The following is a 13,588-nucleotide window of genomic DNA, read 5'->3' as shown; positions in this document are numbered from 1 at the left end:
TCAGACTCCTAACTTCCATGAGAGGGTACGTAGCAGATCGGCAAAAACACCGGCAGCTGTAACGTCATTGCCCGCACCATATCCGCGCAGCACCAACGGCAGCGGCTGATAATAGTGGCTATAGAAGGCCAGGGCGTTTTCGCCATTTTTCACTTTGAACAGCGGATCATTACCATCCACTTCGGCAATCTTCACGCGACAGACGCCATCTTCATCAATATTGCCAACATAGCGTAAAACTTTTCCTTCATCACGGGCCTTCGCCACGCGCGCGGCAAAGAGATCGTCGAGCTGTGACAGATTCGCCATAAAAGCGGTAACATCACCCTCGGCGTTAAACTCAGCAGGCAGCACAGGTTCAATTTCAATATCCGCCAGCTCCAGTTCACGTCCCGTTTCACGAGCGAGAATCAATAGTTTACGCGCCACATCCATACCAGAAAGATCATCTCGCGGGTCCGGTTCGGTATAACCCATTTCCCGCGCCAGCGTGGTCGCCTCGGAGAAACTCATGCCTTCGTCTAACTTGCCGAAGATATAAGAAAGCGAACCAGAAAGAATGCCGGAGAACTTCATCAATTCATCACCTGCATTGAGCAGATTTTGCAGGTTCTCAATAACCGGTAATCCAGCCCCAACGTTGGTGTCATAGAGGAATTTACGCCGCGATTTTTCCGCCGCATGACGCAACAGATGGTAGTAATCCATCGACGAGGTGTTAGCCTTTTTGTTCGGCGTAACAACGTGGAAACCTTCGCGCAGGAAGTCGGCATATTGATCCGCCACTGCCTGGCTGGAGGTGCAGTCAACAATGACCGGGTTCAACAGATGATATTCTTTCACGAGGCGAATTAAGCGCCCGAGATTAAACGGCTCTTTGGCTTGCGCCAGTTCTTCCTGCCAGTTTTCCAGATTAAGGCCATGTACATTGGTGAGCAGAGCCTTCGAGTTGGCAACACCACAGACACGTAAGTCGATATGTTTATTCTTCAGCCAGCTTTGCTGACGCTTCAGTTGCTCCAGCAGCGCACCGCCAACGCCACCGACGCCAATCACAAACACTTCGATAACCTGATCGGTATTGAACAGCATCTGATGAGTAACGCGCACGCCAGTGGTCGCATCATCGTTATTTACCACGACAGAGATTGAGCGTTCAGAAGATCCCTGAGCAATGGCGACAATGTTGATATTGGCGCGGGCCAGCGCGGCAAAGAATTTCGCCGAGATCCCACGCAAGGTGCGCATACCATCACCTACCACCGAGATAATGGCCAGCCGTTCCGTCACCGCCAGCGGCTCCAGTAAGCCTTCTTTCAGTTCCAGGTAGAACTCTTCCTGCATTGCCCGTTCAGCTCGCACACAGTCGCTTTGTGGAACGCAGAAACTGATACTGTATTCGGAAGATGATTGCGTAATCAGCACCACGGAAATACGGGCGCGTGACATCGCTGCAAAGACGCGCGCCGCCATGCCGACCATCCCTTTCATCCCCGGACCAGAAACGCTGAACATTGCCATGTTATTCAGATTGGAAATGCCCTTGACCGGTAATTCGTCTTCATCACGGCTGGCACCAATGAGCGTACCTGGTGCTTGAGGATTTCCGGTATTTTTAATCAGGCAAGGGATCTGGAACTGGGCGATGGGGGTAATTGTGCGGGGGTGAAGAACTTTAGCGCCGAAGTAGGAAAGCTCCATCGCTTCCTGGTAGGACATCGACTTCAACAACCTCGCATCGGGCACCTGACGCGGGTCGCAGGTATAGACCCCGTCAACGTCCGTCCAAATCTCGCAACAATCGGCGCGTAAACAGGCAGCCAGCACCGCCGCGGAGTAGTCGGAACCGTTGCGTCCAAGCACCACCAGTTCGCCTTTTTCATTACCGGCGGTGAAACCTGCCATCAGCACCATGTGATCAGCAGGAATGCGGCTTGCCGCAATACGGCGGGTGGACTCAGCAATATCGACGGTAGATTCGAGGTAATGCCCCACTGCCAGCAGTTTTTCGACCGGATCGATAACGGTAACGTTGTGACCACGCGCTTCTAACACGCCGGCCATAATGGCGATCGACATTTTCTCGCCACGGCAAATCAGCGCAGCGTTGATGCTATCCGGGCACTGCCCCAACAAACTAATGCCATGCAGGACATGTTTTATTTGGGCAAATTCCTGGTCGACGAAAGTTTTCAGTTGCGCCAGCGGGAATCCCGGCTGGGCGGCGGCGAGTCCCGTCAGAAGTTCGGCAAAAATACGTTCGGCATCGCTGATATTGGGTAAAGCATCCTGGCCGCTAATGGTTTTTTCAATCATCGCCACCAGGTGGTTGGTGATTTTGGCGGGGGCAGAGAGGACGGTGGCCACCTGCCCCTGCCTGGCATTGCTTTCCAGAATATCGGCAACCCGCAGAAAACGTTCTGCATTTGCCACTGATGTACCGCCGAACTTCAACACTCGCATGGTTGTTACCTCGTTACCTTTGGTCGAAAAAAAAGCCCGCACTGTCAGGTGCGGGCTTTTTTCTGTGTTTCCTGTACGCGTCAGCCCGCACCGTTACCTGTGGTAATGGTGATGGTGGTGGTAATGGTGGTGCTAATGCGTTTCATGGATGTTGTGTACTCTGTAATTTTTATCTGTCTGTGCGCTATGCCTATATTGGTTAAAGTATTTAGTGACCTAAGTCAATAAAATTTTAATTTACTCACGGCAGGTAACCAGTTCAGAAGCTGCTGTCAGAGACTCTTTTTTTAATCCACACAGAGACATATTGCCCGTTGCAGTCAGAATGAAAAGCTGAAAAATACTTACTAAGGCGTTTTTTATTTGGTGATATTTTTTTCAATATCATGCAGCAAACGGTGCAACATTGCTGTGTCTCGTTGCTCTAAAAGCCCCAGGCGTTGTTGTAACCAGTCGACCAGTTTTATGTCATCTGCCACTGCCAGAGTCGTCAGCAATGCCATGGCTCGTTCGCGTAAAGCTTGCAGTTGATGTTGGTCTGCCGTTGTGTCACTTTTCGCCGGTTGTTGTATTAATGTTGCTAATTGATAGCAATAGACCATCACCGCCTGCCCCAGATTGAGCGAAGGATAATCCGCCACCATCGGCACACCAGTAAGAACGTCAGCCAACGCTAACTCTTCGTTAGTCAACCCGGAATCTTCGCGACCAAACACCAACGCGGCATGGCTCATCCATGAAGATTTTTCCTCTAACAGCGGCACCAGTTCTACTGGCGTAGCGTAGTAATGATATTTCGCCCGACTGCGCGCAGTGGTGGCAACAGTGAAATCGACATCGTGTAACGATTCAGCCAGTGTCGGGAAAACTTTAATATTATCAATAATATCACCAGATCCATGTGCGACCCAGCGGGTGGCTGGCTCCAGGTGTGCCTGACTATCGACAATCCGCAGCTCGCTAAACCCCATCGTTTTCATTGCCCGCGCCGCTGCCCCAATATTTTCTGCTCTGGCGGGTGCGACCAGAATAATCGTTATACGCATATTGCCACTCTTCTTGCTCAAATAACCGCGAACCGGGTGACCACTGTCAACTTATTACGCGGTGCGAATTTACAAATTCTTAACGTAAGTCGCAGAAAAAGCCCTTTACTTAGCTTAAAAAAAGCTAAACTATTTCCTGACTGTACTAACGGTTGAATTGTTAAAAAATGCTACATATCCTTCTGTTTACTTAGGATAATTTTATAAAAAATAAATCTCGACAATTGGATTCACCACGTTTATTAGTTGTATGATGCAACTAGTTGGATTATTAAAATAATGTGACGAAAGCTAGCATTTAGATACGATGATTTCATCAAACTGTTAACGTGCTACAATTGAACTTGATATATGTCAACGAAGCGTAGTTTTATTGGGTGTCCGGCCCCTCTTAGCCTGTTATGTTGCTGTTAAAATGGTTAGGATGACAGCCGTTTTTGACACTGTCGGGTCCTGAGGGAAAGTACCCACGACCAAGCTAATGATGTTGTTGACGTTGATGGAAAGTGCATCAAGAACGCAATTACGTACTTTAGTCATGTTACGCCGATCATGTTAATTTGCAGCATGCATCAGGCAGGTCAGGGACTTTTGTACTTCCTGTTTCGATTTAGTTGGCAATTTAGGTAGCAAACATGCAGACCCCGCACATTCTTATCGTTGAAGACGAGTTGGTAACACGCAACACGTTGAAAAGTATTTTCGAAGCGGAAGGCTATGATGTTTTCGAAGCGACAGATGGCGCGGAAATGCATCAGATCCTCTCTGAATATGACATCAACCTGGTGATCATGGATATCAATCTGCCGGGTAAGAACGGTCTTCTGTTAGCGCGTGAACTGCGCGAGCAGGCGAATGTTGCGTTGATGTTCCTGACTGGCCGTGACAACGAAGTCGATAAAATTCTCGGCCTCGAAATCGGTGCAGATGACTACATCACCAAACCGTTCAACCCGCGTGAACTGACGATTCGTGCACGCAACCTGCTGTCCCGTACCATGAATCTGGGTACTGTCAGCGAAGAACGTCGTAGCGTTGAAAGCTACAAGTTCAATGGTTGGGAACTGGACATCAACAGCCGTTCGTTGATCGGCCCAGATGGCGAACAGTACAAGCTGCCGCGCAGCGAGTTCCGCGCCATGCTTCACTTCTGTGAAAACCCAGGCAAAATTCAGTCCCGTGCTGAACTGCTGAAGAAAATGACCGGCCGTGAGCTGAAACCGCACGACCGTACTGTAGACGTGACGATCCGCCGTATTCGTAAACATTTCGAATCTACGCCGGATACGCCGGAAATCATCGCCACCATTCACGGTGAAGGTTATCGCTTCTGCGGTGATCTGGAAGATTAATCGGCTTTACCACCGTCAAAAAAACGGCGCTTTTTAGCGCCGTTTTTATTTTTCAACCTTATTTCCAGATACGTAATTCATCGTCCGTTGTAACTTCTTTACTGGCTTTCATTTTCGGCAGTGAAAACGCATACCAGTCGATATTACGGGTCACAAACATCATGCCGGCCAGCGCCACCACCAGCACACTGGTTCCCAACAACAGCGCGCTATCGGCAGAGTTGAGCAGTCCCCACATCACACCATCCAGCAACAACAGCGCGAGGGTAAACAACATGCTGTTGCACCAACCTTTCAATACCGCCTGCAAATAAATACCGTTCATTATCGCCCCAATCAGACTGGCGATTATCCATGCCACGGTAAAACCGGTATGTTCAGAAAGCGCCAGCAAGAGCAAATAAAACATCACCAATGAAAGCCCCACCAGCAAATATTGCATTGGGTGTAAACGTTGCGCGGTGAGCGTTTCAAAAACAAAGAACGCCATAAAAGTCAGTGCAATCAGCAGAATGGCGTACTTAGTCGCCCGGTCAGTTAATTGGTATTGATCGGCTGGCGTCGTTACTGCGACGCTAAACGCCGGGAAGTTTTCCCAGCCGGTATCATTGCCTGAAGCAAAACGCTCACCGAGATTATTAGCAAACCAGCTGCTTTGCCAGTGCGCCTGAAAACCTGACTCGCTAACTTCCCGTTTGGCTGGTAGAAAATCACCTAAAAAACTGGGATGCGGCCAGTTGCTGGTTAAGGTCATTTCGCTATTACGCCCGCCAGGCACCACAGAAAGATCGCCGGTACCGCTTAAATTCAGGGCCATATTCAGCTTCAGGTTCTGCTTCCGCCAGTCCCCTTCAGGTAAAGGGATATGCACGCCCTGTCCGCCTTGCTCTAACCCGGTGCCGGGTTCAATGGTCAGCGCCGTTCCGTTAACTTCAGGCGCTTTCACCACACCAATACCACGCGCATCCCCGACGCTAATCACAATAAATGGCTTGCCTAAGGTGATATTTGGCGCGTTGAGTTCGCTAAGACGCGAAACATCGAAATCAGCTTTTAGCGTTAAATCACTGTGCCAGACCTGACCGGTATAAATCCCTATCTTGCGTTCTTCCACGTTCTGATTGCCATCAACCATCAATGACTCAGGTAACCAAAAATGGATAAAACTTCGTTTCCGCTCCACGGTTTTATCCTCTTCCTGCACCGTATAAAGCTCGGTCACAGGAATAGCGATGAGCGGCCCAACGAGTTTTTGCGGCCCGCTGGTACTTTGGCGAATCGCATCTTCCACATCGCTACGGTAATCAGCACGTTCGACAATCACCTGCCGAATCAGCATTATCGGAATCAACAACAGCAATACTGCACCAAACAGGGTGGTAATTTTCCAGAACAGGGGGGATTTCAACATAGTCTTCTCCTTTGCAATGGCAGCAGGATACGAAGGCTATGTGGGAAGAATTTGAAGCTATGTGAAGTGACGGTGAAGTCGAAGCGAGGCCAGCACGCCACCTTCCTGCACGTTGCGCAGCGTGACTTCGCCGTTAAACAAACGGGCGACCTCACTGACGAACGCCAACCCCAGACCGCTGCTTTTTTGCCCATTTGCACGAGGCAAAGAGTAAAAGCGTTCAAAAATACGTGAAAGCGCGTAGTCAGGAATACCACTACCGGTATCCAGCACCTTAAGCGTGACGTGTTCCTGCTCCACTTCGGCGCTTAGCATGATGCAACCGCTCTCGGGGGTAAAATCGATGGCGTTATCCAGTAAATTCCCCAGAGCCTGCTCCAGTAACGCCGGTTCAGCAGCAACGTTAACCTCGGTGGGCGTAACATGTAGAGTGATGTTTTTTTCTGCCAACTGCACGGTGCGCGCTTCGCTGACGCGGCGGAATAATGCCGCCACATCAACAGCAGTCAGAACGACTTCCTGACGATTCTCCAGTCTTGCCTGGCGTAGTAACGTTTCTACCAATGCCTGCATACGCGCATTTTGCGTCAGAATGTTGTCAGTAAAACGAGCCACCACTTCCGGCGGCGGACCTTCGCGTAAAATTTCCGCCGCGCCACGAATCGCCGCCAGTGGGCTTTTTAGCTCATGAGTTAATGCGTAAACATACTGCTCAATATAGTTTTTCCCTTCCAGCTTCACGCGCATACTTTCCAGCGCCTGCGCGAGTTTACGCAGCTCGCTACTACCGAGATCGGGGAGAGGAACGGGCTTATTGTCAGTGACGGAATCAGCATAGCGAGTGAGCCGGGCAATGGAGCGGTTGATCCACCAAACTATGCCTGCGCCAATCACCAGTGCAATCCCCAACAAAATGGCGCTGGCCCATAAAATTCGCCGCTCGCTGCGCTTAATGACCGGAGCCATCGCCGCGTTCGGTTTGCCTACGCTCAAAACGCCAATAAGCCGCGAGCCGTCCATAATCGGCGCGGCAACATACATCACCGAACTTTCGGGATCGGCAGGATTTTGCAACGTGCTGCGCGCACCATACTGCCCACGCAACGTTAGCCAGACGTCATTCCAGCGCGAATAATCCTGTCCAACGGCTTTATTTGCCGAATCGAACAATACTTTGCCCTGCGCATCGGTCATATAGACATGATATTCATTGCGCACTTTGTTAATGCCACCGATATTGGCGCGAAACGGGCGATGTTGTAGCTGATTAAACGCCTGCGCCAGTTGCCCATGCGTTGGGTCCCCAGAGAGCAAATCGGGACGCGCCAGCTCCGCCAGCAACGTTGCGGTGTCGATCAACGTCCCCTCCGTTGCTCTTCGCACGCCCGGTTTAACTTCTTTGACAAAAATAGCCAGTACGAACCAGGCCGCCACCGCCACCAATAAAAAATAGCCCAGCAGCAACCGCATGCCGATACGCATTACAGGCCCCTCAGGCTATATCCCATGCCGCGATGAGTATTAATCGGTGAAAGATCGGGGTTGATGGCGCGCAGCTTGGCACGCAACGTTTTAATGTGGGTATCGACGGTGCGATCGTAGGTGTCCTGTGCATCTTCCCACACGCTATCCATCAGTTGCTGGCGGGACCAGACGCGGCCTGGCGACTTGAGTAACGTCTTCAGCAATAAAAACTCATACCGCGTCAGCGTTAATGGCGTGTCAAACCAGCTGATCTGCGCCGCGGGTTCATTCAATTCAAAATGACCAATATGGATGACGGGAGACGGCGTCGAGAACTTCTTCACCCGACGCAGTAAGGTGCGCACCCTGGCGCACACTTCGCGGGGTGAAAACGGTTTAGCCACATAGTCGTCAGCGCCAATTTCCAGCCCAAGCAGGCGATCGACCTCTTCACTTCGGGCCGTCAGGAACAGTACAGGTAACGCCGGATGGAGCGCCAGTAACTGGCGGCACAATTCAAAGCCGCTAATATCCGGCAGACCAACGTCGAGAATCATGACATCGGGAACCTGCTGGCGAGCTTTATCCAGCACCGGCAAGCCTCGCTCAAAGACCTCGACGGCAAAACCTTCCTGCTGCAACATGTAGACCAGCGTGTCGGCTATCCCTTGCTCATCTTCCACTAACCAGACCGTTTCCCGATGCATAAATCGCCTCTGTTATTGCCGCCACGGCATGACAGGAACCGCGCTAATCGCGTTTTTCGGCGAACCTTCTACAACTTTGTCGGAGTAAGCCAGATAAGCGAGCGCGTTGCGTTTGGCGTCATAAAAGCGCACGACCTGTAACGACTTAAAGACCAGGGACGTGCGTTTTTTGAATACTACCTCGCCCTGAGCTTTGCCGTTTTTAATACGATCCGAAAGTTCAATCGGCCCGACTTGCTGACAAGAAATGGCCGCATCGGAGGTATCTTCTGCCAGGCCCAATCCCCCTTTAATACCACCGGTTTTCGCCCGGCTCACATAACAGGTGACATTTTTCACATCGGGATCGTCAAAGGCTTCCACAACAATTTTGTGATCCGGGCCGATCATTTTAAATACGGTGTCGACCGAACCAATCTCTTCTGCATGAGCCAATGGCCCCAGCATTATCAGGCTTAAAGACAGGATCAAATGCTTGTATTTCATATTGTTACCATTTTTATCTATTACACGAGCAATTAGTTCGTCACGGTAAATAACATATTGATTAAGAACAAAATCTCAATACTTTTATTTCCGTCAAGTCCTAAAACATACTCTACTAAGAAAAAAACACTGAATGCTAAAACAGCAAAAAATGCTATTATCCAATTACCTGATGTCAGGTGCTCGTTGTTGAAAGGATGAGGATATTTTATGGATCAGGCCGGCATTATTCGCGACCTTTTAATCTGGCTGGAAGGTCATCTGGATCAGCCCCTGTCGCTCGACAATGTAGCGGCGAAAGCAGGTTATTCCAAGTGGCACTTACAGAGAATGTTTAAAGATGTCACTGGCCATGCTATTGGCGCGTATATTCGTGCTCGTCGTTTGTCGAAATCGGCGGTCGCACTACGCCTGACTGCGCGTCCGATTCTGGACATCGCGCTGCAATACCGCTTCGACTCTCAACAGACATTTACCCGCGCATTCAAGAAGCAGTTTGCCCAGACTCCTGCACTTTACCGCCGTTCTCCTGAATGGAGCGCCTTTGGTATTCGCCCGCCGCTACGTCTGGGTGAATTCACTATGCCAGAGCACAAATTTGTCACCCTGGAAGATACGCCGCTGATTGGTGTTACCCAGAGCTACTCCTGTTCGCTGGAGCAAATCTCTGATTTCCGCCATGAAATGCGTTATCAGTTCTGGCACGATTTTCTCGGCAACGCGCCGACCATTCCGCCGGTGCTCTACGGCCTGAATGAAACGCGTCCGAGTCAGGATAAAGACGACGAACAAGAAGTATTCTATACCACCGCGTTAGCCCAGGATCAGGCAGATGGCTATGTACTGACGGGGCATCCGGTGATGCTGCAGGGCGGCGAATATGTGATGTTTACCTATGAAGGTCTGGGAACCGGCGTGCAGGAGTTTATCCTGACGGTATACGGAACGTGCATGCCAATGCTCAACCTGACGCGCCGTAAAGGTCAGGATATTGAGCGATACTACCCGGCAGAAGATGCCAAAGCGGGAGATCGCCCAATTAATCTGCGCTGTGAACTACTGATTCCGATCCGTCGTTAACGCTGCAGCTCATCTAATGCAGGGGCGTCCAGATGCGAGATGTCCCCTGCGGTTTCAACGACCCAGCCAGACGCCAGCCACAGGCTTTCCTGATAATCCACGCGCGAAATAGAACAGTTACGCAAACGTAAGCGACGCTCTGCCCATGCTGGTAATCCGAGAATCGTACTCACCAGGCATCCCAGTGCAATACCATGGCTCACCAGCAGCGGTCGGCTTCCCTGCGGTAAGTCCCGGCAAGATTCCAGTGCCGCATTGACGCGATCGCTGAGCTCCTGCATTGACTCGCCTTCAGGAATACGCCCGTCAACGGTGCCATTGACCAGCTGCCGACGCCAGTTCTCTTCTTCTTCGGTCAGAGAATCGATATGTCTTTTTTCCAGCACACCCATGTTTAATTCACGCAGGCGAGAATCAAAGATGATGTCACAGCCGCAGGCCTGGGCGATGATTTCCGCCGTACGCCGGGTGCGCCCTAAATCGCTACTGATGATATGCGTAATGCCAAGCTCTTTGGCACGGGTTGCCACCTGCATCGCCTGTTGCTCACCTTTGGCGGTCAGCGGGCTGTCAGACTGGCCCTGAATACGTCGCTCGGCGTTCCACTGCGTTTCACCGTGGCGGACTAGGTATACCTGTAACATGCTTTTTTTCCGTATACTGCTGTAACGTTAATTTTCTGAGTAATGCTGATTATGCACCAAGTTGTCTGTGCGACCACCAATCCCGCTAAAATTCAGGCCATTCTGCAGGCATTTCACGAGATCTTCGGCGAAGGATCCTGCCATATTGCATCCGTTGCCGTCGAGAGCGGTGTACCGGAACAGCCCTTTGGCAGTGAGGAAACGCGCGCTGGCGCACGAAATCGGGTAGCAAATGCCCGCCGTTTACATCCAGAGGCTGATTTTTGGGTGGCGATTGAAGCAGGCATTGATGGCGACAGCACCTTCAGTTGGGTGGTGATTGAAAACGCCAGCCAGCGCGGCGAGGCGCGTTCGGCTACTTTGCCGTTACCTGCGGTGATTTTGCAGAAAGTGCGTGAAGGCGAGGCGCTCGGTCCCGTGATGTCGCGTTATACCGGTATTGATGAGATTGGTCGTAAGGAAGGGGCGATCGGCGTGTTTACCGCCGGGAAACTTACCCGCGCCAGCGTCTATCACCAGGCGGTGATCCTGGCGCTGAGTCCGTTTCATAATGCGGTGTATCAGTGATCTTTCAGCAACACCTCTTCCAGCCACTGGCGCAGCTCGACGGGCGCGGCTTTCAGACTATTAGATCCACGCGTAATCGTCGCGATGCCCGCGCCGAGTTCATTTTTTAACTCACGCTGGCTCATTTCGCCGCGCAACAGCTCTTCGACAATACGCACGCGAGTCCCCAACGCTTCGCGCTCATCTGGCGTCAGCATCAGGTTTAACAACGGTAAATGGAGATCGTTCTGGTAGGCATTCTTAAGCAGGTCGACAAAACGTAACCACTCCTGGTGACGCTGTTCTGCCATCGCTGCTGAATAGGGTGATTGTTGGGCCATAATATGTCGCCATTGTTAGCGGGGGAAGCAAAATGCCTCCCCCGGTTGTACTCGCTAAAGAGTACGATAGCATATCATAAACGTGCGGATCAGTAACGACGTCCCCATTCCGTGGCGCTCATCAATGTCGGTTTATCCCCCATGAAATAGCGGTAGTAAGCGTCATAAGCCAGCACGTTCTTCACATAACCGCGCGTCTCGGAGAACGGAATACTCTCGACAAATGCCACTGCGTCGATACGCCCGGCGCTGTTGCCAAGCCAGGTTCGCACCCGCCCTGGTCCGGCGTTATAAGCTGCTGAGGAGAAAATACGGTTATTACCAAACTGCTGATAAACATATTGCAGGTAACTGGTGCCAATGTTGATGTTCGTTTCCGGATCCAGCAATTGTCCTGGGCTGCTATAACCAGGAATAGAGAACATCTTCACCGTATGGGTCGCCGTGCCCGGCATAATCTGCATCAGGCCGCTGGCCCCTACCGGCGATTTCACTTTCGGATTCCAGGCACTCTCCTGACGGGCAATCGCCATCGCATAGCTTTGTGGGATCTCCTTCCCACTGGTGTAACGTTTGAAAAGATCGTTGTAAGCCAGCGGGAATCGCTCTTCCAGATGATCCCAAAGCTTCCCGGCGATCGTTGCCTGAACGCTAAGATCCCACCATTGGTTGTTGAAAGCATACCGCGCCAGTTGAGCTTGCTCTGTTTTTGACTTGCTCTTCACCAGATTGGCCCACTCGCTACGCGCGGTGTTATCGAGATTCCAGTACATCAACTCGCGCACGCGCGCCATCTCCGGCCCCTGAGTCAGGGCGCTGTCAACATTCTGCGGCGCTTTATCAATCTTCAGCTCATACTCTTCTCCGATGCGTTGTGCTGCAACCATCGGGTAGAAACCACGCTGTTGCATGAGTTGATGCAAAATCTCTTTTGCTTCAGCTTCACGTCCGCGTTCCAGCAGTAAATCCGCCTGCCAGTAACGCCATTCATCTTTCTCTTTCGCCTCCATCGGCAGACGCGCCAGCCAGGTATTCAGGCCGCGACGATCGCCGGTGCCAAGCGCCATTCGCACACGGCGTTCAATAAGCGAAGTAGATTGCGAACGCATAATGGCGTCATCACGCCATTTCGCCTGTTCGTCGGTGACATCGTTGCCCATCAAACGCCAGGCGACGATATCGCGCAGCTCCTGAATCTGATCTTCATTAAGCTGCTGCGCCTGGGCAAGCGACGGGATCATCAGCCGTGCATTTTCAGCATCCTGCCGCGCTACACTGGCAAACGCCACCGCCGCCATTTGACGGGTAAAATCGGTCGCTCCGGTTGTACGCGCGAAGGTCAGTACCGTATTAGGATTGTTCGCTAGTGAAATGATTGCCGAAGCGATAGTCTGGTAATCGGCAGGCATCTGCCCTGCCAGCACTGTTACGAGTCCAGTGTTACCCGCTTTCATCGCCAGACGGATACGCTCTAAATACGCCAGCGGATCTTGTTTACCTGACGCACGCCAGACGCTGAATAACTTGTCACAGGCGTTAGGCTGGCTCTTGCCGGTTAGCCACAGCTCTTTCGCCCCTTGCCAGGCTTCTTCACTCTGCCCGGTGTTCCATTTCGCATAGTAGTAATTACATTGCGCTTCGGTAGTTCCGGGCTTTTCCGGGCTAAAGGCTAACAAGCCACGCCAGTCTTCACGCCGCGCCAGTTCATTGACGAAACGAGATTGCAGCGTGCGAGCGGGAGGAAGCGTGGGGTTAGCGCGAACAAAGTTAGTGACCGTCACCGCCGGTTGATTCATCAGGTCATCGGTGATCTGACGGTATTCCAGGTAGGGATAAAGCGGATAATCCTTCAGTCCAGGCATCATTTGTTCAACCACGTCCATTTGTCGATTATCCCAGGCCTGCTTGATTTGCGCGTAACGACTACGCTGCTCATCCAGTGAGTCGGCTCGCGCCACACTGCTGACCGTCAGCAGACAGACACCGGCAGCCAACAGCCGCCAGGTAACGTGTTTGGCTTTTTCCACAAGCGCATCCTCTAAGTGTAA

Annotated in this window: 14 protein-coding genes and 1 other annotated feature; of the genes, 3 read left to right on the top strand and 11 right to left on the bottom strand. The window is 51.6% G+C overall.

Features of this window, described 5'->3' with window-relative positions; translation table 11 throughout:
• The 4 genes from thrA to yjjY all read right to left on the bottom strand — a co-directional run bounded on the left by thrA (position 1) and on the right by yjjY (position 4,049).
• Positions 1–2,463 carry a bifunctional aspartate kinase/homoserine dehydrogenase I gene (gene thrA / locus ACJHXB_RS04230; RefSeq protein WP_001264703.1) on the bottom strand — a complete coding sequence of 821 codons (2,463 nt, stop codon included), beginning with the start codon at positions 2,461–2,463 and terminating at the stop codon, positions 1–3.
• Positions 2,464–2,488: 25 nt separating this feature from the next.
• Positions 2,489–2,608: a sequence feature (Thr leader region), on the bottom strand.
• Positions 2,544–2,609, bottom strand: coding sequence for a thr operon leader peptide (gene thrL, locus ACJHXB_RS04225; RefSeq protein ID WP_001386572.1), 66 nt, complete (start codon positions 2,607–2,609; stop codon positions 2,544–2,546). (Overlaps the previous feature by 65 nt.)
• Before the next feature lie 213 nt (positions 2,610–2,822).
• Positions 2,823–3,509, bottom strand: coding sequence for a tRNA/rRNA methyltransferase (locus ACJHXB_RS04220; protein WP_001223151.1), 687 nt, complete (start codon positions 3,507–3,509; stop codon positions 2,823–2,825).
• 399 nt (positions 3,510–3,908) lie between these two features.
• Complete coding sequence (yjjY, locus tag ACJHXB_RS04215) at positions 3,909–4,049, bottom strand: protein YjjY (RefSeq protein WP_001303782.1); 141 nt, start codon at positions 4,047–4,049, stop codon at positions 3,909–3,911.
• A gap of 95 nt (positions 4,050–4,144) precedes the next feature.
• On the opposite strand from yjjY, the gene arcA reads away from it, so the two are divergent.
• Positions 4,145–4,861, top strand: a complete 717-nt coding sequence (gene arcA / locus ACJHXB_RS04210; RefSeq protein WP_001194358.1) for a two-component system response regulator ArcA — start codon at positions 4,145–4,147, stop codon at positions 4,859–4,861.
• Positions 4,862–4,919: 58 nt separating this feature from the next.
• On the opposite strand, the gene creD is transcribed toward arcA, so the two are convergent.
• From creD to creA, 4 genes are read right to left on the bottom strand one after another with little or no spacing between them, the layout of a single operon-like run.
• The gene (gene creD / locus ACJHXB_RS04205; RefSeq protein WP_000920291.1) at positions 4,920–6,272 is read right to left on the bottom strand and encodes a cell envelope integrity protein CreD; all 1,353 of its coding nucleotides are present in this window, start codon (positions 6,270–6,272) and stop codon (positions 4,920–4,922) included.
• Positions 6,273–6,329: 57 nt separating this feature from the next.
• The gene (creC, locus tag ACJHXB_RS04200) at positions 6,330–7,754 is read right to left on the bottom strand and encodes a two-component system sensor histidine kinase CreC (protein ID WP_001219574.1); all 1,425 of its coding nucleotides are present in this window, start codon (positions 7,752–7,754) and stop codon (positions 6,330–6,332) included.
• On the bottom strand, positions 7,754–8,443 hold the full coding sequence (gene creB, locus ACJHXB_RS04195) for a two-component system response regulator CreB (protein ID WP_000554505.1): 690 nt from the start codon (positions 8,441–8,443) through the stop codon (positions 7,754–7,756). The genes creC and creB overlap by 1 nt, the downstream gene beginning before the upstream one ends.
• Before the next feature lie 12 nt (positions 8,444–8,455).
• Complete coding sequence (gene creA / locus ACJHXB_RS04190; protein ID WP_000875487.1) at positions 8,456–8,929, bottom strand: protein CreA; 474 nt, start codon at positions 8,927–8,929, stop codon at positions 8,456–8,458.
• A 210-nt stretch (positions 8,930–9,139) separates the two neighbouring features.
• On the opposite strand from creA, the gene robA reads away from it, so the two are divergent.
• Positions 9,140–10,009 carry an MDR efflux pump AcrAB transcriptional activator RobA gene (gene robA, locus ACJHXB_RS04185; protein ID WP_000371666.1) on the top strand — a complete coding sequence of 290 codons (870 nt, stop codon included), beginning with the start codon at positions 9,140–9,142 and terminating at the stop codon, positions 10,007–10,009.
• Here robA and gpmB read toward each other — a convergent pair.
• Positions 10,006–10,653 carry a 2,3-diphosphoglycerate-dependent phosphoglycerate mutase GpmB gene (gpmB, locus tag ACJHXB_RS04180; protein WP_000942344.1) on the bottom strand — a complete coding sequence of 216 codons (648 nt, stop codon included), beginning with the start codon at positions 10,651–10,653 and terminating at the stop codon, positions 10,006–10,008. The genes robA and gpmB overlap by 4 nt on opposite strands.
• A 51-nt stretch (positions 10,654–10,704) precedes the next feature.
• On the opposite strand from gpmB, the gene yjjX reads away from it, so the two are divergent.
• Positions 10,705–11,220 carry an inosine/xanthosine triphosphatase gene (gene yjjX, locus ACJHXB_RS04175; protein WP_001389639.1) on the top strand — a complete coding sequence of 172 codons (516 nt, stop codon included), beginning with the start codon at positions 10,705–10,707 and terminating at the stop codon, positions 11,218–11,220.
• On the opposite strand, the gene trpR is transcribed toward yjjX, so the two are convergent.
• Positions 11,214–11,540 (bottom strand): trp operon repressor, encoded by a 327-nt coding sequence (trpR, locus tag ACJHXB_RS04170; protein ID WP_000068678.1) that lies wholly within the window; start codon positions 11,538–11,540, stop codon positions 11,214–11,216. The two genes, yjjX and trpR, sit on opposite strands and share 7 nt — an antisense overlap.
• An 89-nt stretch (positions 11,541–11,629) precedes the next feature.
• Positions 11,630–13,567, bottom strand: a complete 1,938-nt coding sequence (sltY, locus tag ACJHXB_RS04165; protein WP_000409419.1) for a murein transglycosylase — start codon at positions 13,565–13,567, stop codon at positions 11,630–11,632.
• Positions 13,568–13,588 lie beyond the last annotated feature (21 nt).

The sequence above is a fragment of the Escherichia sp. WS3227_2 genome (assembly GCF_046486495.1).
Taxonomy (GTDB): Bacteria; Pseudomonadota; Gammaproteobacteria; order Enterobacterales; family Enterobacteriaceae; genus Escherichia; species Escherichia coli.
Note: the sequence above shows the minus strand (reverse complement) of the source record. Positions and strands in the feature narration are given on the sequence as shown.

What these genes read in the sequence shown, in the direction of transcription:
- thrA (WP_001264703.1), bottom strand. Translation starts at nt 2,463, where the DNA reads ATGCGAGTGTTGAAGTTCGGCGGTACATCAGTGGCAAATGCAGAACGT.
- ACJHXB_RS04220 (WP_001223151.1), bottom strand. Translation starts at nt 3,509, where the DNA reads ATGCGTATAACGATTATTCTGGTCGCACCCGCCAGAGCAGAAAATATT.
- yjjY (WP_001303782.1), bottom strand. Translation starts at nt 4,049, where the DNA reads ATGACTAAAGTACGTAATTGCGTTCTTGATGCACTTTCCATCAACGTC.
- arcA (WP_001194358.1), top strand. Translation starts at nt 4,145, where the DNA reads ATGCAGACCCCGCACATTCTTATCGTTGAAGACGAGTTGGTAACACGC.
- creD (WP_000920291.1), bottom strand. Translation starts at nt 6,272, where the DNA reads ATGTTGAAATCCCCCCTGTTCTGGAAAATTACCACCCTGTTTGGTGCA.
- creC (WP_001219574.1), bottom strand. Translation starts at nt 7,754, where the DNA reads ATGCGTATCGGCATGCGGTTGCTGCTGGGCTATTTTTTATTGGTGGCG.
- creB (WP_000554505.1), bottom strand. Translation starts at nt 8,443, where the DNA reads ATGCATCGGGAAACGGTCTGGTTAGTGGAAGATGAGCAAGGGATAGCC.
- creA (WP_000875487.1), bottom strand. Translation starts at nt 8,929, where the DNA reads ATGAAATACAAGCATTTGATCCTGTCTTTAAGCCTGATAATGCTGGGG.
- robA (WP_000371666.1), top strand. Translation starts at nt 9,140, where the DNA reads ATGGATCAGGCCGGCATTATTCGCGACCTTTTAATCTGGCTGGAAGGT.
- gpmB (WP_000942344.1), bottom strand. Translation starts at nt 10,653, where the DNA reads ATGTTACAGGTATACCTAGTCCGCCACGGTGAAACGCAGTGGAACGCC.
- yjjX (WP_001389639.1), top strand. Translation starts at nt 10,705, where the DNA reads ATGCACCAAGTTGTCTGTGCGACCACCAATCCCGCTAAAATTCAGGCC.
- trpR (WP_000068678.1), bottom strand. Translation starts at nt 11,540, where the DNA reads ATGGCCCAACAATCACCCTATTCAGCAGCGATGGCAGAACAGCGTCAC.